The organism is Streptomyces sp. NPDC048659, from assembly GCF_040650575.1.
GTDB lineage: Bacteria > Actinomycetota > Actinomycetes > Streptomycetales > Streptomycetaceae > Streptomyces.
On sequence record NZ_JBEZHM010000011.1, the window covers coordinates 25764 to 51113 of the forward strand.

The window sequence follows — 25350 nt, forward strand, 5'->3', positions numbered from 1 at the left end:
ACACGCCCCTACACGTCGATCTTCGAGAAGCGGCGGATCGCGACGAAGCCGAGCCCGTACAGCGCCACGGCGATCACCACCGCGAGCTGCCCGAGGCCCGAGCCGGTCATCCGGTCCAGCGCGCCCGGCTGCATGTTGTCGATGAGCAGCAGCGAGCCGACGCCGATGACCGGCACCGCGTACGCCGTGAGGCTCACCTGCGAGAGCTGGGTGCGGACCTCGCGCCGGGTCTCCTTGCGCTCCTCCAGCGTGTCGGTGAGGTTGCGCAGCGAGGAGACCACGGTGCCGCCCGCCCGGTTCGCCAGGACCAGCGTCGTGACGAGGACGACGAGTTCGCGCGAGGGCAGCCGCTCGGCCAGCTCGCCGAGCGCCTCGTCGACCGAGGTGCCGACGGCGAGCTGCTGGGCCACCTTCTCCAGCTCGTCGCCGGCCGGGGCCTCCAGCTCGTCGGCGGCGAGCGAGAGCGCCATCCGCAGCGCGAGTCCGGCCTGGGTAGCGTTGGCGAGGATGCGGGAGAGCTCGGGGAGCTGGTTGATGAACTTCTCGATCCGCTTCTGCCGCTGCCAGTTGAGGAAGCCCAGCGCCACCCACACCCCGAGGAAGCCGCAGATCGGGCCGAAGAACGGGGAGAGCAGGGCCTGGCCGACGACCCACAGGACGACGACCGTCGCCGTCATCGCGACCACGAACTCGCCGGGCGTCACGTCGAGTCCGGTGGCCGAGATACGCCGCTCCAGCCGGCGCCCGAAGGCGGTGCGGCGGACGCGCCGGTCCAGGCCCCGGAACGGGCGGCGGCGCCCGCCCGGACCGCCGTCCCCGCCCTCGCCCGCGTCGGCGGACAGGCGGGCGATGAGCGCGGCCTTCTGGGCGGCCCCGCTCGCGTACGTCCGGATGCCGAGCACCGCCAGCACACAGCAGACCAGCGTCGCGCCCACGGTCAGCAGCGTCGGGTTCACGTCGGTCATCCTCTCCTTCTCCCCCTGGCCCTGTCCTCTGGCCCTGTTCCTCTGGCCTTGTTCCTCTGGCCTTGTTCCTCTGGCCCTGTTCCTCTGGCCTTGTCCCTCTGTCCCTCTGTCCCTCTTCGCCCGCTCCTCGTCCCCCGCTTCGGCTACTTCGCTTCCCGCACCGCCAGTTGCTCCTCGTGCGCGGCCACCCCGAACGCCTGCGGGAGCGGCTGCCCGGCCATGTACAGCCGCTGGGCGACCCGGCGCGGCAGCGGGTGGTACGCGAACTCCCCGTACACCCGTCCATCGGCCGCCGGCGGCTGGGCCAGGAACCGGCAGACGGTGGCCAGCAGATAGCGCTCGCGCCCGTCGGAGGCGAGGATCGCGATCTCGGTGACCCGGCGGGTGCCGTCGGGGTGCCGGGTGAGCTGGACGAGGACGTCGACGGCGCTGTTGATCTGGTCGCGCAGCGCCTCGAAGGGCACCTTGACCTCCGACATCGACGCCAGGGTCTGGAGCCGCATCAGGGCGTCCTCGGCCGAGTTGGCGTGCACGGTGGCGAGCGAGCCGTCGTGGCCGGTGGACATGGCCTGGAGCATGTCGAGGGTCTCGCCGCCGCGGACCTCGCCGACCACGATCCGGTCGGGGCGCATCCGGAGCGAGTTGCGGACGAGGTCGCGGATGGTGACGGCGCCCCGGCCCTCGATGTTGGGCGGGCGGGCCTCAAGGCGGATCACGTGGGACTGCTGGAGCTGGAGTTCGGCGGAGTCCTCGATGGTGATGACCCGCTCGCCGTCGGGGATCAGCCCGGACAGCGCGTTGAGCAGCGTGGTCTTCCCGGTGCCGGTGGCGCCGGAGACGATGATGTTGAACTTCGCCTGGACCAGCCCGGAGAGCAGCAGCAGCATCTGCTCGTCGAGGGAGCCGAGGCCGACCATCTCGTGCAGGGTGTACGCGCGGGGGAAGCGGCGGATGGTGAGGGTGGCGCCGGTGAGCGAGAGCGGCGGGATGACGACGTTGACGCGCTCGCCGGAGGGCAGCCGGGCGTCGACCATCGGGTTGGACTCGTCGACCCGCCGGTTGACGGTCGACACGATCCGCTCGATGGTCTGCATCAGCTGCTCGTGCGAGGCGAAGCGCAGCGGCAGCAGCTCCACCCGGCCCGCGCGCTCGATGTAGATCTGGTCCGGGCCGTTGACCATGATCTCGGTGATGGAGGCGTCTTCGAGGAGCGGTTCGAGGACGCCGAGCCCGAGCGCCTCGTCGACCACGCGCCGGATCAGCTGGGCCCGTTCCGCGGTGGAGAGGACGGGGCCCTCGCGGCTGATGATGTGCCCGAGGACCCGCTCCAGGCGGGCCCGGCGCTCGGCGGCGGCGAGCGCGGACATCTCGGTGAGGTCGATCTCCTCCAGGAGCTTGGCCCGGAAGGACGCGACGAGGTGTCCGTCCTCCCGGCCGCCGCCCGCGGCGCCGGTCTCCTCGGGGTGGCCGATACGGGACCTGAGACTCACGGCCGGTCCTCCTGGGGGGCGTCGGGCAGGGGCATGACGGCGGTCCTGGTCACGGGGTCGAAGCTCGCGAAGGGGATGAGGGAGGGGATGGAGACGGTCACGGTCGCCGTGCCGCCGTCCACCAGCACGCGCGTGATCCGGTTCGCCGTCCAGCCGCTGACCGACGCCCGCGCCACGGCCTCCGGCCCGGGTACGGACTCGGGGTCGTCCACGCTCGCGGCCCGTGCCGCCGCCCGCGCGGCCGTGCCCGCCTGCTGGGCGGCGTACGCGGCGATGCCGAACTGCACGCCGACGAGGCCGACGAGGAGCAGCAGCGGCAGGAAGCCCAGGTACTCGACGGCGACCTGGCCCCGGTCGCGCGGCCGTCGCGCGAGGCCCCGCCCACCGGGCCGCCCGGGCCGGAGCGGCCGGGTGCGCCGGGACCGGCGGAGGCGCGGGGGGCTTCCCCGTCGTCGTCTCATCGTCCCTCCCCCTCCCATACGGCCGCGGCGTCGCCGGTCACGTCGAACGGGAAGCTGCCCGCGCCCGGGAAGAGCACCGGCACCCGCAGCCTGACGGTCGCCCGGTAGAGCCCGCCGTCCCGCCCGCAGTCGGGCCTGGCGCCGGCCGCCCACGCCCCGTCCAGGTGCCGCTTCGCCGCCGCCGCGCAGTCGCCGTCCACGGCCCCGGCGCGCGCGCCCTCGTCGGCCGCGTTCCCGGCGAGGGTGAAGGTGTAGCCGATCAGCACGCACTGCCACAGGAGCACCAGGGTGAGCAGGATCAGGGGCAGCATGCCGACGAACTCGACGGCCACCTGCCCCCTGTCGTCCCGCCCGGCGCGTCCCGTGTCGGCGGCGCGTCCCATGTCAGCGGCCCGCCCCGCGCCGCCGCAGCCCGAGGGCGCCGCGCTCCCCGCCCCGTACCAGCTCCTTGCCCTGGGCCGGGGCGCCGGTCTTGACCAGGCCCAGTTCGCCCGCGAGCGCCCACAGGGCCTGCTTGACGGTGGAGCGGGTGTCGAGGTCGTGGAGGCGGCCCGCGTCGACGACGGCGGCGAGCTCCTTGAAGTGGGCGGGGACGGTGACGCCGGCGATCCGGGTGCCGGTGATCTTCTGGACCAGGGGCGGCTGGATCTCGGCGGAGCGCTGGTGCCGGTTGACGAGCAGGGTCGTCTCCTCCGGCTTGCGGACCTGGAGCCGGTCCCACATGCGGACGGTCCGCTTGGCGGCCCGGACGGCGACGACGTCGGGGGTGGTGACCAGCAGGGCCGTGTCGGCCATCTCGACGGCGGCGGCCCCGGCGCTGTCGAGGTGGGTGCCGCAGTCGATGACGACGATCTCGTGGCGGCTGCGCAGGGCGCTGACGATCTGGCGGGCGGAGCGGTCGGTGACCTCCTCGGCGCGCTCGCCCTCGGCGGGGGCCAGCAGCAGGCTGACGCCGGTCTCGTGGACGTACACGGCGTCCTGGAGGACCCGGGGCGAGATGTCGTCGACGGCGGCGAGGTCGGCGAGCGAGCGGCGGAACTGCACGTCGAGGTAGGAGGCGATGTCGCCGCCCTGGAGGTCCATGTCGACGAGGGCGACGGTGTGGCCGGAGGCGCGGGCGGCGAGGGCGAGGTGGACGGCGGTGACGGTGGCGCCGACGCCGCCCTTGGCGCCGCTGACGGTGACGACCCGGCCGCCGGGTCCGGTGAGGGCCTCGGTCCCGGCGCCGAGGTGGCGGCGGACGCCGGTGGACCACTGGGCGGCGGCCTGGACGCGGCTGGCGAGCTCCTCGTAGCCGAGGGGGAGGGTGACGAGGCCGCGGGCGCCGGAGTCCATGGCGGCGGAGAAGAGCACGGGGCTGGCGTCGGCGGTGATGAGCACGACACCGACGGCGGGGAAGCGGAGGGCGACCTCGCGGATCAGCTCCAGGGCGGGCACGGGGCCGATCCGCTCGTGGACGAGGACGACTTCGGGGAGCTCGTCGAGGGAGTCGGCGGCGAGGCGGGCCAGGGTGTCGACGAGCTGGGTCGAGTCGGTGACGGGGGCGGCGGGCTCGGCGTCGGGGAGCTGGCCGATGAGGGTGGTGACCGCGCGGGCCGCGTCCGGGTCGCCGACCGCCGGCAGGATCCTGGTGGTCATGCGGGGCCTCACTTGTCCTTGTCGAGCGTGTAGGTGCGGTCGCGGGCGTCGGGCGGGGTGCCGCCGCCGGGGGCGACCAGGGCGAGCCGGACGTGCTCGGCGAAGGACTCGGCGTAGGCGACGCGCTGGGTGTCGACGGTGGAGAGCGCGAAGGTGATCGGGACGGCCTCGGTGGCGCGGTTGCGGTCCTCGCGGTCGGGGGTGAGGGCGGTGAGCTGCCCGACGTCGATGACCTTGGCCCCGGCGACGATCATCTTGGACTGGGCGGCCTGGCCGCCGCGTTCGCCCGCGAAGGTGGCGTAGATGTTGACGGTGGCGCCGGGGGTGATCTTGCCGGCCACTCCGGTGGCGGCGTCGATCATGATGGCGATCTCCTGCTGGCCGGGTTCGAGCGCCGGGCGCTTGACGATCATGTCGCTCTGGAGGAGCGAGCCGGCCTTGAGGGTGGTGACGGCGATCTTGCCCTCGGTCTGCGCGAGGTCGGTGACGGCGGTGGCCGGAAGCCAGCGCTCGGGCATCGTGATCTTCTCGAAGCGGCCGGGCCCGAGCGCGGTGTACGGCTGGATGTCGTCCTTGACCCGGTACGCGGTGACCTCGGGGCCGACCTTGGAGTTCACGTCGCCGATCACCGAGAGCACGCCGGCGAAGGCGCCGAGGGCGCACAGGACGGAGAGGAGCAGCAGGATGACACCACGGCGCTGGCGGGAGTTCATGGCCGTACTACCTCGATCGTGGACGTGTGGCGCGACGGGCGGGCGGGGGACAGGGACGGGGGCGGGGAGGGCGACGGGGGCGGGGGCATGAGCGGCGGTCCACCGGGCTAGCGGGGCGACGGGGCGGTCGCCCTGGGCGGTTCGGCCGCGGGCAGCGGGGCGGCGCAGAAGCCGCAGCGGTCGCCGATGAGCTCCATCCGGCACCAGTGGCAGGTCTCCCGGCGGACGGAGGCGACCAGTTGGTAGAGGACGGGCAGGTCGGCGAGGTGGGCGGCGAACTCGACCAGCTTCGGCGTCCCCCACCAGCGGGGCGAGGACTCGGGCAGCGCGGTCTCCTGGACGGCGCGGACCTGCCAGCGCGGGGCGAGGACGGTGGCGGGCCAGTCGCTCTGGAGCTGGCCGCGGGCGAGCACGAGGTCGGTGGTGAACTCGGGCCCGGTGAGCGCGTCGGGGCCGGATCCGACGCGTACGAGTTCGGCCACGGGTCCGGCGAGGACGCCGAACTGGGCGCCGGGCAGCCAGCCCTTGACGTGCGAGGTGAGGCCGACGGGGACGCGGTCCAGTTTGGCGACGGAGCCGAGGACGGCGCCCGCGTAGACGTAGTGGGTGAGCAGCCGGGCGGCGGAGGCGAGGACGCCGGGGCTGAAGTCGCAGCCGGAGAGCTGGCGGAGCTGGCGGACGAGGACGGCGGCGCCGAGCGGCGGCAGGGCGGTCCTGACGATCGCGATCCGGTCGGATTCGAGCAGCGCGCGGACGGTGTGCAGGCGCTGTTCGGTGGCCGGGGACGCGGCGGCGGGGCAGACGACGACGACGTGTCCGTGCCGGTCGAGCAGGAGCTGGACGTCGGCGAGGGCGGCGTCGAGGGACCGGGTCTCCGGTCCGGGCAGCACGGCGGCGGGCGGGGTCGCCGGGTCGGTGGGCGGCAGCACCAGATCGGGGCTGGTGACCGCAATCGCTGTCGGCACGCGGGCTCCCCCGATCCCTCACTGACCCCTACGACCACTACGTGCCGCGTTCGCGGCGTCACGCCTCTGCACTTTATCCACGTCTCCCGGGGTGGTGAACAGACAATCCTTCAAGCTCCGTCACTTTCTCGGCCCTCGGACGTCCGCGACGGGGCGGTCCTGAACTGCGGCTCCTGCCAGAGGTCTTGACAACCCGATTGGTCTGGACCAGCTTGTTCCCCCGACGGTGGCCACCGTTCCGCACCTCCGTACGAAGGCGTACGGCCTCCCCTCCCCTGCCTTTTCCGCCTTTCCCGCCTTACCTGCCTTTCCCCCGCCCTCCCCACTCCCCCACCGGAGGCAGCAAGTGGACCGCACCACCAGAGCCGCCCTGGCGCTCGCCGTAGGCGCCGGACTCGTCCTCGTCGGCGGCACCGGAACCGCCCAGGCCGCGGACGTCAACGTGGCCAAGAACGCCGGCTTCGAGAACGGCCTCGCCAACTGGACCTGCTCCGCGGGCAGCGGCAGCGTCGTCGCCTCGCCGGTGCGCACCGGCGCCGGCGCCCTGCGGGCCGCCCCGGCCGGCCTCGACAACGCCAAGTGCAGCCAGACCGTCACGGTGAAGCCCAGCTCCACGTACACGCTGAGCGCGTGGGTGCAGGGCGGTTACGCGTACCTCGGCGCGAGCGGCACCGGCACCACCGACGTCTCCACCTGGACCCCGGACAGCGCCGGCTGGAAGCAGCTGACCACCACGTTCACCACCGGCGCCAACACCACCTCGGTGCAGGTCTACACGCACGGCTGGTACGGCACGGCCGCCTACTCCGTCGACGACGTGAGCGTCTTCGGGCCCGACGGGGGCGGCGGCACCGACCCGCAGCCCACCGTCCCGGCCGTCCCCGCCGGCCTCGCCGCGGGCGCGCCCACCACCACGTCCGTCCCGCTGACCTGGGGCGCGGTCTCCAACGCGACCGCCTACAAGGTCTACAAGGACGGCGCCCTCGCCACCACGGTCAACAGCGCCTCGGCCACGATCGCGGGCCTGACGGCCGACACGACGTACCAGTTCCAGGTCTCCGCCACCAACACCGCCGGGGAGTCCGCCAAGTCCGCCGCCGTCTCCGTGAAGACGGCCAAGCCCACCGACCCGGGCCCCGGCCCGGCCGTGCCCAAGCACGCGGTGACCGGCTACTGGCAGAACTTCGACAACGGCGCCGCCAAGCAGAAGCTGCGGGACGTCCAGGCGCAGTACGACATCATCGCCGTCTCCTTCGCCGACTCCACCACCACGGCCGGCCAGCTCGCCTTCAACCTGGACCCGGCGGTCGGCTACGCCTCCGTCGCCGACTTCAAGGCGGACGTCGCCGCGAAGAAGGCGGCCGGCAAGTCCGTCATCCTCTCGGTCGGCGGCGAGAAGGGGAACGTCACGATCAACAGCGACGCCTCCGCCACCGCCTTCGCCGACAGCGCGTACGCCCTGATGCAGGAGTACGGCTTCAACGGCGTGGACATCGACCTGGAGCACGGCATCAACTCCACGTACCTGACGAAGGCGCTGCGCCAGCTCTCCGCCAAGGCGGGCTCCTCGCTGGTCATCACGATGGCCCCGCAGACCATCGACATGCAGTCGACCGGGACCGAGTACTTCAAGACCGCGCTGGCCGTGAAGGACATCCTCACGGTGATCAACACCCAGTACTACAACAGCGGCGCGATGCTCGGCTGCGACGGCAAGGTCTACAGCCAGGGCTCGGTGGACTTCCTCACCGCGCTCGCCTGCATCCAGCTCCAGGGCGGCCTCGACGCCTCCCAGGTCGGCCTCGGCGTGCCCGCGTCGACCCGCGGCGCGGGCAGCGGTTACGTGGACCCGCAGATCGTGAAGAACGCCCTGGACTGCCTCGCCAAGGGCACCTCCTGCGGCAGCTTCAAGCCCGCCCAGACCTACCCGGGCATCCGCGGCGCCATGACCTGGTCCACCAACTGGGACGCGACGGCCGGCAACGCCTGGTCGAACGCGGTCGGCCCGCACGTCCACGGCCTGCCGTAGCCGTAGCCGTACCGACGCCATAACCCCTTCGGGGGAAATCACCTCGCAGCGCCGCCGCTCCCCCGGCGGCGCTGCGCCGTTTCCCGGGTCCGGGGCCGGAAGAATGTGGCCGAACCCCACGCCTTGACCGGTCCATGTCATGGCTCCACCATGTCAGCACCGCACGGCCGTCTGTCGCACTCCCCCACACTCCCCACCCAGGAGACAGCATGCGACTTCGTATCCGCGGAGGAAGGTCCGCCGCGCTGGCGGGCCTCCTGGCGCTCGCCCTCGCGGCGCCGATCTCCGCGCTCGCTACCCCCGCCGGGGCCGACCCGGCGCCGACCGCCGCCGCCCGCGGCGGGGAGGAGGTCATCCGGCAGTACGAGATCGCCGGACCCGCCACCCCCGCCGAACGCACCGCCCTCGCCGCCACCGGCGTCTCCATCGACGAGGTCGACGCCGGCCACGTCGTCGTGAGCGGCAACGCCCAGCAGGCGGCGCACCTCAAGAGCCTCGGCTACAAGCCGGTGGCCCTGCCCGCGCCGCCGGACCGCGGCAAGTCAGCCGCCAGCGCCCTCGGGCCGCTCGACTTCCCGTCCGCCGACGCGAAGTACCACAACTTCGCCGAGATGAACGCGGAGATCGACCAGCGCCTCGCCGCCTACCCCTCGATCATGAGCAAGCGGGTGATCGGCAAGACGTACCAGGGCCGCGACATCATCGCGATCAAGGTCAGCGACAACGTGGGCACCGACGAGAACGAGCCCGAGGTCCTCTTCACCGCCCACCAGCACGCCCGCGAGCACCTCACCGTCGAGATGGCGCTGTACCTGCTGCGCGAGCTGGGCGCCGGCTACGGCTCGGACCCGCGGGTCACCGACGTGGTGAACAACCGCGAGATCTGGATCGTGCCGGACCTCAACCCGGACGGCGGCGAGTACGACATCGCCAGCGGCTCCTACCGGAGCTGGCGCAAGAACCGGCAGCCCAACTCCGGCTCCACGTACGTCGGTACGGACCTCAACCGGAACTGGGACTACAAGTGGGGCTGCTGCGGCGGCTCCTCAAGCTCCAAGAGCTCCGAGACCTACCGGGGCGCGGCGCCCGAGTCCGCGCCCGAGGTGAAGGTCGTCGCCGACTTCGTCCGCTCCCGGGTCGTCGGCGGCAAGCAGCAGATCAAGAGCGCCATCGACTTCCACACGTACAGCGAACTGGTGCTGTGGCCCTTCGGCTGGACCACCGCGGACACCGCCACGGGCATGACGCAGGACGACCGCGACGCCTTCGCCGCGGTCGGCAAGAAGATGGCGGCGAGCAACGGCTACACCGCCGAGCAGTCCAGCGACCTGTACATCACGGACGGGTCGATCGACGACTATCTGTGGGGCGCGCAGAAGATCTTCGCGTACACCTTCGAGATGTACCCGACCGATTCCTGGAGCGGCGGCTTCTACCCGCCCGACGAGGTCATCGAGCGGGAGACCAGCCGCAACAAGGACGCCGTGCTCCAGCTCCTGGAGAACAGCGACTGCATGTACCGCTCGATCGGCAAGGCCGCGCAGTACTGCTAGGCGCCACCGCTAGGCGGTCTTGGCGTCCTCGTCGAAGTAGGCGTCCAGCACGGCGTCGAGCTGTGACTCCCACTCCGTGATGCGTCCCCTGGCCGGTGCGTCGATCTCGATCGGGTACCAGCGCCGGTCAGGGGTGTGCACGGTGACGGTGAACCGCTTGCCGAAGCGCCCCGACGCGGTCTCGACCGCGCCGATCTCGTCCCAGCGGAACTCGCAGCTCTCCTCGTCGAGGCTGAGCCGCACACCAGAGCCGTCGGCGGTGATCCGGGCCCGCCGGTCGGCGGCCTCGAAGACGGGCCCCTCGGCCGCGTCGGCCGTGTCGGCCGTGTCGGGCACGGCGTCCTCGACGGCCTCGCCGGCCTCGGAAGCCTCACCGGCCTCCGAGGTCTCGGGGCTCTCCGGCGCCTCGTCCGTCACCACCGGTCCGGCCGCCGTCGTCGCCTCCTCCTCCGGGCGTGGCCCCGTGATCCCGGGGACGAACGCCGGATCGGCCGCGGCGCCCTGGAGGGGCGGAATGCTGCTGGGTCCTGAGCTCTTCTCCACGGGGGAAGTATGGCCGACGATGCTGTGAGCGGGGCAAGTGGGCCCGGCTACCCGGCTAGACGACCAGACTGAGCGCCGCCGCGACCACGAACCCGGCCAGGGACAGCACCGATTCGAGGACCGTCCAGGACTTGAGGGTGTCCCGCTCCGAGATGCCGAAGTACTGGGAGACCATCCAGAAGCCGCCGTCGTTGACGTGCGAGGCGAAGATCGAGCCCGCCGAGATCGCCATGATGACCAGGGCCAGGAACGCCTGCGAGTGGTCGCCGCCCTCGACCAGCGGGAGCACGATGCCGGCCGTGGTGACGATGGCGACGGTGGCCGAGCCCTGGGCGACCCGCAGCACCAGCGAGATCAGGTAGGCGAGCACGATCACCGGCAGGCCGACGCCGTCGAAGGTGTCGGAGAGGGCCTGGGCGACCCCGCTGGCCTTGAGGACCGCGCCGAAGACGCCGCCCGCGCCGACCACCAGCAGGATGTTGCCGACCGGCTTCAGCGACGAGGTGGACACCTGCTCCAGGGACTTGCGGCTCCAGCCGCGCCGGATGCCGAGCAGGTAGTACGCGAGGACCAGGGCGATCGTCAGGGCGACGAAGGGGTTGCCGAAGAACTCGACCACCGAGCGCAGCGTGGACGGGTCGAGGGCGATCGAGGAGAAGGTCGAGGCGAGGATGAGCACCAGCGGCGTGCCGATGATGAAGAGCACCGTGCCGAGCGGTACGGGCGCCTCCGAGCCGCCCCCGCGCTCCGCGGCCACCCGGGCCCTGGCCTCCTCGGCCGCGTCCAGCATGTCCTGCGGGACCTCGACGAAGATGCGCTTGCCGATCCAGGCGGCGTAGGCCCAGGCGGCGAGGACGGCGGGGACGCCGACGATGACGCCCATGAGGATGACCCAGCCGAGCGAGACGTGCAGCAGGCCCGCGGCGGCGACCGGGCCGGGGTGCGGCGGCAGGAAGGCGTGGGTCATGGAGAGGCCCGCGAGCAGCGGCATGCAGTACAGCAGGATCGATTTTCCGGACCGCTTGGCGGCGGCGTAGACGATCGGCGCGAGGACGAAGATGCCGACGTCGAAGAAGACCGGGATGCCGAAGATGAGGCCGGTGAGGCCCATCGCGAGCGGGGCGCGCTTCTCGCCGAAGAGCCCGAGGAGCCGGCTGCTGAGCACCTCGGCGCCGCCGGAGACCTCCAGGATCGCGCCGAGCATGGTGCCGAGGCCGATGATGATGGCGACGTGGCCGAGGATGCCGCCCATGCCGTTCTCGATGACGGAGGTGGCGGCGGACTTCTGGACGGTGCCGAAGAGTTCGGTGACCGAGAGGCCGGCGGCGAGGCCGACCGCGAGGGAGACGGCGAGCAGCGCCACGAAGGGCTGGAGCCGGGCCTTGATGATCAGGAGCAGCAGCAGGCCGATGCCGAGCGCGGCGACCGTGAGGAGGCCGGCGGTGCCGGGTATCAGGAGGAGCACGCCGCCGGTGTGGGGCGGGGCAGGGGGCGCGTCGGCGGCGAGGAGGGTGAGGCTCATGGAGGGGGACCTCGGTTCTGTGGTGGTTCCGTGTCTCGTTTCCGGGCAGGGCGGGGCGCGGCACGGCGTTCCGGGGTGAACGCCGTGCCGTGAAGCGGCTGGTGGAGCGGGACGGTCAGCTCAGGACCGCCAGCGCGTCGATCTCGATGAGCAGGCCCTTGGGCAGGCCGACGTAGACCGTGGTGCGGGCCGAGGCGGGGGCCTTGAGGCCCTGCTCCTCGAAGTAGGCGTTGTAGATCTCGTTCATCTCGGCGAAGTGGTCGACGTCCGTGAGGTAGACGCGCATCATCATCACGTCGTCCCAGCTCGCGCCGCCCTCTTCGAGGATCGCCTTGACGTTGGCGAAGGTCTGGAGGGTCTGCTCGCGCAGGGTCGGGCCCGCGGGCGTCGGGGGCTGGCCCTCGACGGCGGGCAGGAAGCCGACCTGGCCGGCGACCTGGAGGATGTTGCCCTTCTTGACGCCGTGGGAGAACTTGGCGGGCGGGGCGGTGTGGGTGGCGGGGACGAGGGCGATCTTCTCGGTCATGCGGTCCGTTTCCTAACTGTCTTTCCTGGCGGTGTTTCCGGAGTAGTCGCGGCTGATGTCGTCGGCGGTGCGGCGCACCAGCGGGAGCAGGGTGAGCAGCTCCTCGGCGGTGACCACCACGTTCGGCGCGGAGACCGACATGGCGGCGACGACGCGCCCGTCGGCGCCGCGGATGGGCGCGGCGACGCAGTTGATCGACTCCTCGTGGCCACCGAGGTCGGTGGCCCAGCCCTGTTCGCGCACGGTGGCCAGCTCCTTGAGGAAGGCGGCGGCGTTGGGCGTCGAACGGGGCGTGTACAGGGGGTAGTCCAGCTTGGCGGCGATCGTGCGGCGCTCGGGCTCGGGGAGGTCGGCGAGGAGCAGCTTGGCGACGGCGGCGACGGTGATGGCGACGGGCTTGCCGATGCGCGAGTACATCCGGACCGGGTAGCGGCTCTCGACCTTGTCGATGTAGAGCACCTCGCCCTCCTCGTGGACGGCGAGGTGGACGGTGTGGCCGATGCGGCTGTTGAGGGCGGCGAGGTGGGGGTGGGCGACCTCGCGGATGTCGAGGTTCTCGACGGCTTCCTGGGCGAGCGCGAAGAGGCGGGCGCCGAGGCGGTAGCGCTGGTCCTGCTGGCGGTAGACCAGGCCGTGTTCGTGCAGGGTGCGCAGCAGCCGCAGGGCGGTGGACTTGTGCACGCCGAGCCGGTCGGCGACCTGTCCGAGGTCGGCGGGCCCCTGCGCGAGCAGCGGCAGGATGCTGAGCGCGCGATCGACGGTCTGGCTCATGGCGTACGTACCTCCTGGTCGTCCCCCGTCCACCCGGGGCCGAGGTGCAGTCTCCCCCAGGCCGCCTCGTCGAGTCCGGCGAGCCGGTCGGCGCGGGCGCGCCGGGGCGGTTCGGCGAGGTCGCCGGGGACGGTGAGCGCGGCGGCGGCCGTCAGGTGCCCGTGCCGCACCCGGGCGACGGTACCGAGCCCGCGCAGCGTCCCGGACAGGAACCCGGCGGCGAAGGCGTCCCCGGCCCCGACGGGGGCGACGACGTCGACCCGGGGGGCGGGGACGGAGACGACGAGGTCGGGGGCGGCGGCCCCGCCACCGGAGGCGGCTCCCTCCCCGCCGGGGGCGAATCCAGCCCCGCCGGCGTTTGAGGCGCGGGGGTCCGGGGGCGGCGCCCCCGGGGACGACACGGCGGCGCGCTCGGACACGACCGCCCCTTCCCCGCCCCGCTCGAACACGACCGCCCCCTCCCCGCCCCGCTTCACCACGAGCACCGCGGGCTCCGGCAGCAGCGCCCGGATCGCCTCCGGCTCGCCGACGCCCCAGGCGTCCTCCGCCTCGTCGGCGCCGACGAAGACGAGGTCGGCGCCCCGGGCCAGCTCCAGCAGCACCCGGCCGCCCTCGGCCGGGTCGGCCCACAGCCCGGGGCGGAAGTTGACGTCGAAGGAGACGAGCGGGCGCCCGGCGCGGGGCGCGGTCAGCTCGCGCACGAGGGCCAGGCAGGAGGCGGAGAGCGCCGGGGTGATGCCGGAGAGGTGGAGGATCCGCGCGTCGGCGAGGGCGGCGTACGGCACGGTCTCGGGCGACATCGCGGAGGCGGCGGACCCGGCCCGGTAGTAGACGACCTCGTGCGCGTCGCTCGCCCGGTCGGTGGCGGTGCGGAAGTAGACGCCGGTCGGCCGGCGCGGGTCGGTCCGGACGGCGGTCACGTCGACCCCGTACCCCCCGATCGCCCGGACCAGGTGCTCCCCGAAGCCGTCCCGGCCCACCCGGCCGACCCACTTGGCGCGGTGTCCGGCGGCGGCCAGCGCGCAGGCGACGTTGGACTCGGCACCGCCGATCGCGCGGGTGAAGGAGGGCACCTCGGCGAGGCGCCCGGGCCGCTCGGGCAGGAAGGTGACCATGGATTCGCCGAGGCAGACGACCTCCGGCGCCTCGTCCGCGGGAGGCGGGGTTCCGGTCACCTTCGGGCTCCTTCACGCTGGTGCGGCGGGGGCGGTTCGGCGCCGGTTCCATTGACCCGGCGTTGGCCCGGATGTTAGACAGCCTTAAGCGATACGCGCAACGGGCGTTGCACATACTGCAACAGCAGCGCCTCCCGCGCCGGAACCCTCAAGGAGGAGGACCCATGCCGGACCTGGCGAACGAGGTCGTCGACCACCGCTTCAAGGCCCTGCCGCCGGACGCCGAAGGGCTGACCGTCGGAGAGCTCGCCGCCCAGCGCCGCAACCTCTTCACCGGCGGCTTCACCACCCCCGTCCTCGCCCTCTCCGCCGAGTCCGTCGCGCACAACCTGCGCCTCCTGGAGGAGTACGCGGAGCGCCACCGGCTCGCCTTCGCCCCGCACGGCAAGACCTCCATGGCCCCCCAGCTCTTCGACCGCCAGCTCGCCCACGGCGCCTGGGGCATCACCGCCGCCGTCCCCCACCAGGCCCGCGTCTACCGCGCCCACGGCATCGCCCGGATCTTCCTCGCCAACGAGGTCGTCGACCCCGTCGCCCTGCGCTGGCTCGCGGGCGAGCTCGACGCTGACCCGGACTTCCGCTTCGTCTGCTACGTCGACTCCGTGCGCGGCGTCGAGCTCATGGACGAGGCCCTGCGCGCCGCCTCCGCCGGCCGTCCCGTCGACGTCGTCGTCGAGCTCGGCGCGGGCGACGGCGCCCGCACCGGCGCCCGTACCGAGGCCGACTGCGCCGCCGTCGCCGACGCCGTCGCGGCCGCCCGCACCCTCCGGCTCGTCGGCGTCGCGGGCTACGAGGGCGAGGTCCCGGGCGCCGACCCGGACAAGGTCCGCGGCTGGCTGCGCCGCCTCACCGCGCTCGCCGCCGACTTCGACAAGGCCGGCCGCTTCGACCCGGCCGTCGGGGAGATCGTCGTCAGCGCGGGCGGCAGCGCCTGGTTCGACGCGGTCGCCGAGGTCTTCGCCGAGATCCCCGCGCTCTCCCTGCCGGTCCTGAAGCTGCTGCGCTCCGGCGCGTACGTGAGCCACGACTCCGGCCACTACCGCGAGCTCACGCCCTTCAACCGGGTCCCCGAGGAGGGCGCCCTGGAGCCCGCCTTCCGGCTCTGGGCGCAGGTCGTCTCCCGCCCCACCCCCGAGCAGGCGTTCACCAACGCGGGCAAGCGCGACGCCGCCCACGACCTGCACCTCCCCGAGGCCCAGGTGGTCCGCGACGCCCGCACCGGCGAGATCCGCCCCGCCGACGGCGTCACCGTCACCGGCCTGTCCGACCAGCACGGCTGGCTGCGCACCGGCCCGGAGGCCGACGTCGAGGTCGGCGACTGGATCGGCATGGGCCTCTCCCACCCCTGCACCTCCTTCGACAAGTGGCAGCTGATCCCGCTCGTCGAGGCGGACGGCACCGTCGTCGACTACGTCCGCACCTTCTTCTGAGCCGCCGACAGGAGCCCCGACCATGGATCTCGTCTTCCGCGACGCCGAGGTCGTCGACGGCACCGGCGCGCCCTCCTACCGCGCCGACGTGGCCGTCACCGACGGCCGGATCGCCGCGATCGTCAAGGAGGGCGCGGCGGCCGGCTGTCAGCGCCCCACCGCCCGCCGGACGGTCGACGCCGACGGCCTCGTCCTCTCCCCCGGCTTCATCGACATGCACGCCCACAGCGACCTGGCGCTGCTCCGCGACCCGGACCACAGCGCCAAGGCCGCGCAGGGCGTGACCCTGGAGGTGCTCGGCCAGGACGGTCTGTCGTACGCGCCCGTCGACGACCGCACCCTCGAAGAGGTCCGCCGCGCCATCACCGGCTGGAACGGCGACGGCTCGGACATCGACTTCGACTGGCGCACCGTCGGCGGCTACCTGGACCGGCTCGACCGGCAGGGCATCGCCGTCAACGCCGCCTATCTGATCCCGCAGGGCACGGTCCGGATGTACGCGGTCGGCTGGGACGACCGCCCCGCCACCGACGCGGAGCTGGACCGGATGCGGCTGCTCGTCGCCGAGGGCCTGGAGCAGGGCGCGGTCGGCATGTCCTCGGGCCTCACCTACACGCCGGGGATGTACGCGCCCGACGCTGAGCTGACCGAGCTGTGCCGGGTGGTCGCCGCCCACGGCGGCTACTACTGCCCGCACCACCGCTCCTACGGGGCGGGCGCCCTGGAGGCGTACGCGGAGATGGTGCGGCTGACCCGGGACGCGGGCTGCGCCCTGCACCTGGCCCACGCCACGATGAACTTCGGCGTCAACGAGGGGCGGGCGCCGGAGCTGCTGGCCCTCCTCGACGAGGCGCTGGCGGACGGCGCGGACATCAGCCTCGACACGTACCCGTACACCCCCGGCTGTACGACCCTGGTGGCCGTGCTCCCGAGCTGGGCGCACGAGGGCGGGCCGGAGGCGCTGCTGGCCCGGCTGCGCGACGACGCGACCGCCGAGCGGATCCGGCACCACCTGGAGGAGCTCGGCTCGGACGGCTGTCACGGGGTGCCGGTCGACTGGGACACCATCGAGATCTCGGGGGTCACGGACCCGGCGCTCGCGGGCTCCGTGGGCCGGCGGGTGTCCGGCTGGCCCGCCGCCCGCGAGCTGCTGCTGGCCGACCGGCTGGGCACGACGATCCTCCAGCACGTGGGCCACGAGGAGAACGTCCGGGCGATCATGCGGCACCGGGTCCACACGGGCGGCTCGGACGGCATCCTCCAGGGCTCCAAGCCGCACCCCCGCGCCTACGGCACCTTCCCGGAGTACCTGGGCCGGTACGTGCGCGAGGAGGGCGTCCTGTCCCTGGAGGAGTGCGTCGCCCACCTGACCTCCCGCCCGGCGGCCCGGCTGCGCCTGCCGGACCGCGGCCTGGTCCGCGAGGGCTACCGCGCGGACCTGGTCCTCTTCGACCCGGCGACGGTCGCGGCGGGCTCCACGTACGCGTCCCCCCGCGCCCTGCCGACGGGCATCCCGCACGTCCTGATCGACGGCCGGTTCGTGATGGAGGACGGCAAGCGCACGGACGTGCTGGCGGGCCGCTCGGTCAGGAGGACCCGGACGACGACCGGCTGACGGACGACGACCGGCCGCCCCACGGCAGCCGCCGCCCCCGGGCCCCGGCCTCCGTCCCCGCGTCCGCACCGGCCTCGGCACCCGCCTCCGCCTCGCGACGGCGCCGCCGCCGCGGGGCGGGGACGGACGGGGCGCCCCCGCCCGGGGGCGCGGTCCGGCGCAGCCACACCGCGCCCACCGCCAGCACCACGCCCATCAGCGCGAAGCCGTACCAGGGCGTGCGGCCCGAGGGGGCCGTCTCGTAGGCGAGCGCCCCGCAGACCACCGCGAGCCACCGCCCCCACGGCCCGTCCCAGGCGACCGCCGCCACCGCGCAGACCCCCCACAGCGCGTACCAGGGCTGCACCATCGGCGACAGCGCGACCAGCGCCAGCAGCGACAGGCCCAGGCCGAGCACCGGGTCGGTCCGGCCCTTCCAGACCCGCCGGCCGAGGGCCGCGATGATCCCGAGGGCCGCCAGCAGGCCCAGTTGCTGGACGACCGCCTTCACCGGCTCCGGGTCGTCCGCGACGAGCAACCCGAGCCCGAGGCCCAGGTCGCTGGTGACGGAGAGCGCGGTGTGGATGGTCCCGGCCACGCTCTGGGTGCGGAGCCAGCCGAAGCCGGTCCCCGCCGCCACCGTCGCGCCCGCCGCGACCGCCGCGGCGACGACCCCGGGCAGCAGCCCCTTCAGCACGCCCCGGACGCCCCCGCCGGCGCTCCGCGCCACGAGGATCCCGACGAACAGCAGCGCCACCGCCGCCGGCGACTTCACCATGACCGCGAGCCCGACCAGCACGCTGCCGGCCACCCACCGCCCGCGCACGGCCAGCAGCAGGCCGCCGAGCATGAGGCCGATCATCAGGCCGTCGTTGTGGGTCCCGGCGACGACGTGGATGAGCAGCAGCGGGTTGAGCGCGGCGAGCCACAGCGCGCCGGGCCGCCCGTCGGAGAGCCCGCGCACCGCCCAGACGATCAGGGCGAGCGCGCCGACGCCGATCAGCCGCATCCCGAGGACGGCGGGCACGACGGCGCCGCCGGTGAGCTTCACGACGGCCTGCGCGAGGACGAGGAAGACCGGCCCGTAGGGCGCGGGGGTGTCGGTCCAGTGCCCGCCGACGCTGGCGGCGGCGTCCCAGCCGAGCTCGCCGGGGCCGAGGACGGCGGGCCCGGCCCCGTACACGTCATGGCCTTCGAGGACCATCGCGCCCTGGGCGATGTAGCTGTACACGTCGGCGCTGTAGAGCGGCGGCACGAGCAGCAGCGGCGCCGTCCAGCAGGCGAGGGTGACCCCGATCCGGTCCCGCGCGCCCTCGGCGTACAGGCGCCCGTAGCGCCACCAGGCGGCGACGAGCAGGGTCAGGCCGAGGTACGCGAGGACGGCGCCGGCCACCGTGACGGCGGAGCCGCGCGGCTCCCACAGGCCCCAGCCGCCGCGCTCCGGCAAGGTCCCGGCGGCCCAGCCGCCGACGGCGACGGCGAGCGCTCCGGCCGCCCCGAGCCACCGGCACCCGGCAGTACTGAAAACCCACATGACGGACCAACCTACCCGCGTCCCGGCCCGCGCCCGTCACTCTCCCGGGTGCCCCGGCCCCGACGTGGCACAGAACACGGGGCGCGCCGACCGGCCCCGCCGTAAGCTCTCGTCATGCAGGTGATCCAGTCCACGAAGCTGTCCAACGTCTGTTACGAGATCCGCGGCCCGGTGCTCGAAGAGGCGATGCGACTGGAGGCTGCGGGCCACCGCATCCTCAAGCTCAACACCGGCAACCCCGCCGCCTTCGGCTTCGAGTGCCCCCCGGCGATCCTCGAGGACGTGCTGCGCAACCTCTCCGACGCGCACGGCTACGGCGACGCGAAGGGCCTGCTGTCGGCCCGCCGGGCGGTCATGAGCCACTACGAGACCAAGGGCATCCCGCTCTCCGTCGAGGACATCTACCTCGGCAACGGCGTCTCGGAGCTGATCCAGATGTCGATGCAGGCGCTGCTCGACGACGGCGACGAGGTGCTGGTCCCGGCGCCGGACTACCCGCTGTGGACGGCGGCGGTCTCGCTCGCGGGCGGCACGGCCGTGCACTACCGCTGCGACGAGCAGGCGGACTGGATGCCGGACCTGGCCGACATCGAGCGGAAGATCACCGACCGCACCAAGGCGCTCGTCCTGATCAACCCGAACAACCCGACCGGCGCCGTCTACGACGACGAGATGCTGCGCTCGCTGACGGACATCGCCCGCCGGCACGGCCTGGTGGTCTGCTCGGACGAGATCTACGACAAGATCCTCTACGACGGGGCCACCCACACCCCGACCGCCGCGATCGCCCCCGACCTCCTCGTCCTCACCTTCAACGGAATGAGCAAGAACTACCGGGTGGCGGGTTTCCGCTCCGGCTGGCTCGCGGTCTGCGGCCCGAAGCACCACGCCTCCTCGTACATCGAGGGGCTGACGATCCTGGCCAACATGCGCCTGTGCGCCAACATGCCGGCCCAGCACGCGGTGGCCGCCGCGCTCCAGGGCCGCCAGTCCATCGAGGACCTGGTGCTGCCGGGCGGGCGGCTGCTGGAGCAGCGCGACACGGCGTACGAGCTGCTGACCTCGATCCCCGGCGTGACCTGCGTGAAGCCGAAGGGCGCGCTGTACCTGTTCCCGCGCCTGGACCCGAACCTCTACAAGATCAAGGACGACCGGCAGATGGTCCTGGACCTGCTGCGGGCCGAGAAGATCATGGTCGTGCACGGCACCGGCTTCAACTGGCACGAGCCGGACCACTTCCGGATCGTCACCCTGCCCGCCGCCCCGGACCTGGCGGACGCGGTGACCCGGATCGGCACCTTCCTGGACGGCTACAGCCAGCACTAGGCACGTTCGACCCCGACCCGATTCGGACAGCACTCAACTTTAGATTGAATCTAAGCTAGGATGCCTCCAGAGCAATCAGGAGGCCGTCCCATGTACGAACCGATCCGCACCAAGTCGGTCCACCGGATGGCCGACGACGACCGCACCGCGTACCCGCACCGCTCCCGCGAGGAAGAGCTGGACATCCAGCTCGCCGGACACCTCGCCGCCCTGCTCGCCGTCACCGACGAGCTCGGCGACGGCGAGGCCGGCGAGCTGATCGCCCGGCAGGTCGCCCGGCTCCGCGGCGCGCCCCCCGCGCGCCACGCGGGCCTCAGCGGCTCCCCCGCCGAGGCGCTGCACCGCAGGGCGCACGCCCTCGCGGGCCGCGCGCTGGTCGTCGCCGCCTCCCGGGCCGACACGGCCGCCGCGATCCTCGCCGCCGAGCGCATGGACGCGCACACCGCGGCGCTCACCGGGGAATCCCTGGTCGGCGCCCCCTGACGGCCCCGGTCCGCGCGGCCACGACACCGCGCGGACCGGGCGCCACCCACCCCGGACGTCACCCGTCCGGTTCCCTACCGGGATCGCGGCTTCACTCCGCGTCCATCTGACTCCCCCTGGAATGTGGGTTTCCGCGAGCACGCTGCCCGCGTGAGACGCATTCTGGGAATCGTCCTCGCCGTCCTGCTCCTGGGCGGCGTGGCCGCCGTCCTCGTGACGGGCGGCGACCAGGACGACAAGGGCACGGCAACGAAGACCGTGCGAGGAGTGATCGGGTCGGAGAAGGCGGAGTTCTTCGCCGATCCCGAGGTCGTGAAGGCCCTTGCCGCCAAGGGCCTCACCGTACGGACGGAGACCTCCGGGTCCTGGGACATGGAGCGGCTGCCCCTCAAGGGCTACGACTTCGCCTTCCCGTCCGCCAAGGCGCCCGCCGACGAGATCAAGGCCAGGACGAAGGCGGGCGGCACCCCGCTGCGGCCCTTCTACTCGCCGCTGGTCGTCGTCGCGCACAGCGCCGCCGCGAAGGTGCTCGCCGCCAACGGGCTCGCCGCGCTCGGCCCCGGCGGCCGCACCGGCACCCTGCGCATGGCCGCCTATCTCGACGCGGCCCGCGGCGACCGCACCTGGCAGCAGCTCAAGGGCTCCGCCGGGCACGCCGAGCTCAGCGGCACCCTGTTCGTCACCACCACCGACCCGCTGTCCTCCAACTCCGGCGCCCTCTACCTGGCCGCCGCGAGCTACGTCGCCGACGGCGGCCGGGTCGCCGGGGACCAGGCCGCCGTGGACCGCACCGCCCCGCTGCTGCGCAAGCTCATCCAGGTCCAGGGCGCCCAGCAGTCCAGCTCCGACGCCCCCTTCCGGGACTTCGTCAGCGGCGTCGGCAACCCCCTGGTCCTCGTCTACGAGTCGCAGGTCGCCGCCCAGCTGATCGCCAAGCGGGACCCCGGCGACCTCGTCGTGCTCTACCCCGACACGACCGTCAGCAGCGACCACACCCTCGTCCCGCTCACCGAGGCCGGCCGGACCCTCGGCGAGCTCCTCTCCGACGACCCGGAGCTGCGCCGGCTCGCGGTCCGCCACGGCTTCCGGCCGCAGGGCGCACCCGCCGAGTTCACCGCCGCCACCGCCGGGCTCACCGGCTACCTCGACCAGACGCTCACCGGAGTCCGCCAGGCGCCCGTGCCCACCTCCGCGGTGCTGCACCGGATGGCCCTGCGGGCCCGCGACCAGGGGGACACTCCATGACCACGCCCAGCGCACCGGACAGCCCGCTCGTCCTCACCCCGCCCGAGCCGGTCGCCCCGGTCCGCGCCGAACAGGCCAAGACGCTCGTCCCGGTGGACGACGCGGTCCGCGCCGAGATGGCCCGGCGCGCCGACGAGTACGTCGGCTCGCTCGCCGGACTCGACGCCCGCTCCCCCGAGTTCGCCGGCCGGATCGACGAGATCACCGGCCTCGGCGGCGGCGAACTGCGCTCCGCCGCCCAGCAGTCCAACCGGATGCTGGACCGCACCGTCCGCTCCCTCGGCTCCGGCGGCGGCGACCCGACCTCCCGGGTCGGCGACTCGCTCGTCGCGCTGCGCCGCACCGTCGAGGACCTGGACCCGCGCGACACCGCCGCCAAGGGCGTCCGGGGCCTGCTGGCCAAGCTGCCCGGCGGCAACCGGGTCCGCGACCACCTCGCCCGGTACGCCTCCTCCAAGGCCACCCTCGACCGCATCCTGGACGCCCTCGACGGCGGCAAGGACGAACTGCGGCGCGACAACGCGGCCCTGCGCACCGAGCGGGCCCGGCTGTGGGAGACCATGGGCCGGCTCCAGGAGTACGCGGTCCTCACCGAGGCGCTGGACGCGGCCGTCGAGGAGCGCCTCGCCCGCACCGGCGACCCCGCCGAGGCCGACGCGCTCCGCGCCGACGTGCTCTTCCCGCTCCGGCAGAAGCACCAGGACCTGCTGACCCAGCTCGCCGTCTGCGCCCAGGGCTATCTGGCGATGGACGTGGTGCGCCGCAACAACGAGGAGCTCATCAAGGGCGTGGAGCGGGCCGCGACGACCACCGTCACGGCGCTGCGGATCGCGGTGATGCTGGCCTCCGCCCTGGACCACCAGAAGAAGGTCACCGAGCAGGTCACCGCCCTGCGCGGCACCACCGAGAACCTCATCCAGCACAACGCGGACGCCCTCTCCGGCCAGTCCGGCGACATCCAGCGGCTGGCCGCGGAGCCCGCGGTGGGCCTGGAGACCGTGCGGAACGCCTTCCGGCAGATCTACTCGACGCTCGACGCCATCGACACGTACAAGATCCGGGCGACCGAGTCCATGGCGCAGACCGTCGACGCGCTCGGCGCCGAACTGCGCACGGCCAGCGCGCACCTGGAGCGCAACCGTGCCGCCGACGGCGGGCCCGGGATCCTCGAAGGGGGCCGCGGATGAGAACCCGCGCCCTGGCCCCCCTGCGCGCCCTGACCGCCGCCCTCGTCCTGGCCCTCGCCGCCACCGGCTGCGCGGGCGGCGGCGGCGCCGACGGCCCCGCCCCGGACGACCGCGCCTACCGCCCCGGCACCCTGCGGGTCCTCGCCTCCTCCGAACTCGCCGACATGGCCCCGGTCCTGGAGGAGGTCCGCAAGACCACCGGCGTCACCGTCCGCCCCACCTACACCGGGACCCTCGACGCCGTCCGGCGGATCGCGTCCGGCGAGGCAGACAAGGAGTTCGACGCCGTCTGGCTGTCGTCCAACGCCTATCTGCGGCTGCGCCCCGACACCGCCCGCCGGATCACCGGCGAGACCCCCGTGATGGCCTCCCCGGTCGCCGTCGGCGTCCGGCCCGCCGCCGTCGCCCGGCTCGGCTGGGACCCGGCGAAGGTCACCTGGGCGCAGCTCCACCGGGCCGTCGCCGACGGGAAGCTCGGCTACGGCATGACCGACCCGAAGCGCTCCAACTCCGGCTTCGCCGCGCTGGTCTCCGTCGCCTCGGGCCTCTCCGGCGCCCAGTCCGCGCTGACCGAGCGGGACGTGCGGGCGGCCACGCCGAAGCTGAGGGAGTTCTTCGCGGGGCAGAAGCTGACCTCCGGCTCCTCCGGCTGGCTCGCCACCGCCTACGCCCGCAGGACCGACGTCGACGCGATCGTCAACTACGAGTCGGTGCTGCTGTCGATGCCCGGCGGCCTCACCGTGATCCGCCCCGCCGACGGGGTCGTCACCGCCGACTACCCGCTGACCTCGCTCACCGCCGCGCGCCCCGAGGCCAGGGACGCGACCCGCCGGCTCGCGGACCGGCTGCGCTCCCCCGAGATCCAGCGCCTGATCACCGAGCGGACCCTGCGCCGCCCGGTGGTCCCGGGGGTCGCCCCGGCGCCCCGGCTCGCCGCCGGGCCCCGCCGCGAACTGCCCTTCCCCGGCAGCCGGGCGGTCGCGGACGGGCTGCTCGACGCGTACGACAACACCCTGCGCCGCCCCTCCCGCACGGTGTACGTGCTGGACACCTCGGGCTCGATGGAGGGCGCGCGGCTGGACCGGCTGAAGGCCGCGCTGGCGCAGCTCACCGGGGACTTCCGGGACCGCGAGGAGGTGACCCTGATGCCCTTCGGCTCCTCGGTGAAGGGCGCCGAGGTCACCACCCGCACGGTCGACCCGGCGGCCCCGAAGGCCGCGCTCGACGCGCTGCGCGCCGACGCGGGCCGGCTGTCGGCCTCGGGCGGCACCGCGATCTACTCCAGCCTGAAGGAGGCGTACGCGCGCCTCGGCGCCGACGCCTCGGACGGCGCCTTCACCTCGATCGTGCTGATGACGGACGGCGAGAACACCGACGGCGACCCGGCCTCGGCCTTCGACTCCTTCTACGCGGACGAGCTCACCCCCGCCCAGAAGCGCACCCCGGTCTTCCCGATCCTCTTCGGCGACTCCGACCGGTCCGCGCTCACCCACATCGCCGAACTGACCGGCGGGCGCCTCTTCGACGCGACCCGCGGCTCGCTCGACGGAGCCTTCGAGGAGATCCGTGGCTATCAGTGACCGGCTGCTGCGGTACGCGGAGTCCCGCAAGAACCTCACGGGCTGCGTGGCCGGCCTGGCCGGGGTCGGGCTCGCCCTGACCGGCGCGGCGGGCCCGCTGTGGCCGCTGGTGGTCGCGGGCCTGTACGGGGCGGGGGCGCTGATCGCCCCGCCCGAGCGCCCGGCGGCGCCCGGCTTCCCGGACCCGGCCGAGCAGCTGGACGCGCTGCGGGCGGACCTGGCGACGCTGCGCGGCTACCTCGCGGAGGTGGAGCTGCCGCCGGCCGCGCACGGGCGGCTGACGGAGCTGGACACGCTGCTGGGCGCGCTCCTGGAGCCGGGCTGGGTGAGCGAGTCCGCGCATCTGCGGCTGCTGGGGCGGGCGGTGCGCCAGGACGTGCCGGAGGCGGTGGACGCCTTCGTGCGCAGCCGCTGGTGGGACCGGGCGGTGCCGGGCAAGGAGCCGCCGGAGCGGCACCTGGAGCGGCAGCTCACGGCGCTGCACACGGAGCTGCGGACGGTCGCGGAGGCGCTGCACGAGGCGGAGGTGCGGCGCCAGGAGACCCACACCCGCTATCTGGAGGACCGGGGCCGCTGAGCCGCCGGAGGAGCCGGGACGTGCGCCGGCCCCCGTAGCCGTG

Annotated in this window: 23 protein-coding genes; 10 read left to right on the plus strand and 13 right to left on the minus strand. The window is 73.7% G+C overall.

Annotated elements, in window-relative coordinates; all coding sequences use genetic code 11:
- Window positions 1–8: 8 nt before the first annotated feature.
- The 7 genes from AB0C99_RS11350 to AB0C99_RS11380 all read right to left on the minus strand — a co-directional run bounded on the left by AB0C99_RS11350 (window position 9) and on the right by AB0C99_RS11380 (window position 6232).
- Entirely contained in the window at window positions 9–965 is a 957-nt protein-coding gene (locus tag AB0C99_RS11350) for a type II secretion system F family protein (protein ID WP_362472822.1), read from the minus strand.
- 143 nt (window positions 966–1108) lie between these two features.
- A complete protein-coding gene (locus AB0C99_RS11355; protein WP_362472825.1) occupies window positions 1109–2455 on the minus strand; it encodes a CpaF family protein in 1347 nt (448 codons plus the stop codon).
- The gene (locus AB0C99_RS11360) at window positions 2452–2916 is read right to left on the minus strand and encodes a TadE/TadG family type IV pilus assembly protein (RefSeq protein ID WP_362472828.1); all 465 of its coding nucleotides are present in this window, start codon (window positions 2914–2916) and stop codon (window positions 2452–2454) included. The genes AB0C99_RS11355 and AB0C99_RS11360 overlap by 4 nt, the downstream gene beginning before the upstream one ends.
- Complete coding sequence (locus tag AB0C99_RS11365; RefSeq protein ID WP_362472830.1) at window positions 2913–3299, minus strand: TadE/TadG family type IV pilus assembly protein; 387 nt, start codon at window positions 3297–3299, stop codon at window positions 2913–2915. The genes AB0C99_RS11360 and AB0C99_RS11365 overlap by 4 nt, the downstream gene beginning before the upstream one ends.
- A 1-nt stretch (window position 3300) precedes the next feature.
- The gene (locus tag AB0C99_RS11370) at window positions 3301–4554 is read right to left on the minus strand and encodes a P-loop NTPase (RefSeq protein ID WP_362472833.1); all 1254 of its coding nucleotides are present in this window, start codon (window positions 4552–4554) and stop codon (window positions 3301–3303) included.
- Window positions 4555–4562: 8 nt separating this feature from the next.
- Window positions 4563–5267, minus strand: coding sequence for a Flp pilus assembly protein CpaB (cpaB, locus tag AB0C99_RS11375; protein WP_362472836.1), 705 nt, complete (start codon window positions 5265–5267; stop codon window positions 4563–4565).
- A gap of 107 nt (window positions 5268–5374) precedes the next feature.
- The gene (locus AB0C99_RS11380) at window positions 5375–6232 is read right to left on the minus strand and encodes a hypothetical protein (protein WP_362472838.1); all 858 of its coding nucleotides are present in this window, start codon (window positions 6230–6232) and stop codon (window positions 5375–5377) included.
- Between the two features lie 370 nt (window positions 6233–6602).
- On the opposite strand from AB0C99_RS11380, the gene AB0C99_RS11385 reads away from it, so the two are divergent.
- Window positions 6603–8261, plus strand: a complete 1659-nt coding sequence (locus tag AB0C99_RS11385; RefSeq protein ID WP_362473190.1) for a glycosyl hydrolase family 18 protein — start codon at window positions 6603–6605, stop codon at window positions 8259–8261.
- 209 nt (window positions 8262–8470) lie between these two features.
- A complete protein-coding gene (locus AB0C99_RS11390) occupies window positions 8471–9814 on the plus strand; it encodes a M14 family metallopeptidase (protein ID WP_362472841.1) in 1344 nt (447 codons plus the stop codon).
- Between the two features lie 9 nt (window positions 9815–9823).
- Here the strand turns inward: AB0C99_RS11390 and AB0C99_RS11395 are convergent, their stop codons facing one another.
- The 5 genes from AB0C99_RS11395 to AB0C99_RS11415 all read right to left on the minus strand — a co-directional run bounded on the left by AB0C99_RS11395 (window position 9824) and on the right by AB0C99_RS11415 (window position 14351).
- Window positions 9824–10357, minus strand: coding sequence for a hypothetical protein (locus AB0C99_RS11395; RefSeq protein ID WP_362472844.1), 534 nt, complete (start codon window positions 10355–10357; stop codon window positions 9824–9826).
- Between the two features lie 55 nt (window positions 10358–10412).
- Window positions 10413–11879, minus strand: coding sequence for a gluconate:H+ symporter (locus AB0C99_RS11400; protein ID WP_362472847.1), 1467 nt, complete (start codon window positions 11877–11879; stop codon window positions 10413–10415).
- Window positions 11880–11994: 115 nt separating this feature from the next.
- A complete protein-coding gene (locus AB0C99_RS11405; protein ID WP_362472849.1) occupies window positions 11995–12405 on the minus strand; it encodes a RidA family protein in 411 nt (136 codons plus the stop codon).
- Between the two features lie 12 nt (window positions 12406–12417).
- A complete protein-coding gene (locus AB0C99_RS11410; protein ID WP_362472852.1) occupies window positions 12418–13176 on the minus strand; it encodes an IclR family transcriptional regulator in 759 nt (252 codons plus the stop codon).
- Window positions 13173–14351, minus strand: a complete 1179-nt coding sequence (locus tag AB0C99_RS11415) for a sugar kinase (protein WP_362472855.1) — start codon at window positions 14349–14351, stop codon at window positions 13173–13175. Before AB0C99_RS11415 ends, AB0C99_RS11410 begins: the two co-directional genes overlap by 4 nt.
- A 164-nt stretch (window positions 14352–14515) precedes the next feature.
- Between AB0C99_RS11415 and AB0C99_RS11420 the strand changes: the two genes are divergently transcribed.
- Together AB0C99_RS11420 and AB0C99_RS11425 are read left to right on the plus strand one after the other, a co-directional pair.
- Window positions 14516–15781 (plus strand): alanine racemase, encoded by a 1266-nt coding sequence (locus AB0C99_RS11420; RefSeq protein WP_362472858.1) that lies wholly within the window; start codon window positions 14516–14518, stop codon window positions 15779–15781.
- 22 nt (window positions 15782–15803) lie between these two features.
- Window positions 15804–17396: a D-aminoacylase gene (locus AB0C99_RS11425; protein WP_362472860.1), complete on the plus strand. Its 1593-nt coding sequence runs from the start codon at window positions 15804–15806 to the stop codon at window positions 17394–17396.
- Here AB0C99_RS11425 and mptB read toward each other — a convergent pair.
- A complete protein-coding gene (gene mptB, locus AB0C99_RS11430; RefSeq protein WP_362472863.1) occupies window positions 17368–18909 on the minus strand; it encodes a polyprenol phosphomannose-dependent alpha 1,6 mannosyltransferase MptB in 1542 nt (513 codons plus the stop codon). The genes AB0C99_RS11425 and mptB overlap by 29 nt on opposite strands.
- Window positions 18910–19023: 114 nt before the next feature.
- On the opposite strand from mptB, the gene AB0C99_RS11435 reads away from it, so the two are divergent.
- The 6 genes from AB0C99_RS11435 to AB0C99_RS11460 all read left to right on the plus strand — a co-directional run bounded on the left by AB0C99_RS11435 (window position 19024) and on the right by AB0C99_RS11460 (window position 25307).
- Complete coding sequence (locus AB0C99_RS11435; RefSeq protein ID WP_362472866.1) at window positions 19024–20235, plus strand: pyridoxal phosphate-dependent aminotransferase; 1212 nt, start codon at window positions 19024–19026, stop codon at window positions 20233–20235.
- Between the two features lie 90 nt (window positions 20236–20325).
- Window positions 20326–20718, plus strand: coding sequence for a hypothetical protein (locus AB0C99_RS11440; RefSeq protein ID WP_362472869.1), 393 nt, complete (start codon window positions 20326–20328; stop codon window positions 20716–20718).
- Window positions 20719–20841: 123 nt separating this feature from the next.
- Window positions 20842–21963, plus strand: a complete 1122-nt coding sequence (locus tag AB0C99_RS11445; protein WP_362472872.1) for a hypothetical protein — start codon at window positions 20842–20844, stop codon at window positions 21961–21963.
- Complete coding sequence (locus AB0C99_RS11450) at window positions 21960–23150, plus strand: toxic anion resistance protein (protein WP_362472875.1); 1191 nt, start codon at window positions 21960–21962, stop codon at window positions 23148–23150. Before AB0C99_RS11445 ends, AB0C99_RS11450 begins: the two co-directional genes overlap by 4 nt.
- Window positions 23147–24730, plus strand: a complete 1584-nt coding sequence (locus tag AB0C99_RS11455; RefSeq protein WP_362472878.1) for a VWA domain-containing protein — start codon at window positions 23147–23149, stop codon at window positions 24728–24730. Before AB0C99_RS11450 ends, AB0C99_RS11455 begins: the two co-directional genes overlap by 4 nt.
- Complete coding sequence (locus AB0C99_RS11460) at window positions 24717–25307, plus strand: hypothetical protein (RefSeq protein ID WP_362472881.1); 591 nt, start codon at window positions 24717–24719, stop codon at window positions 25305–25307. Before AB0C99_RS11455 ends, AB0C99_RS11460 begins: the two co-directional genes overlap by 14 nt.
- The last annotated feature ends 43 nt before the right edge of the window (window positions 25308–25350 follow it).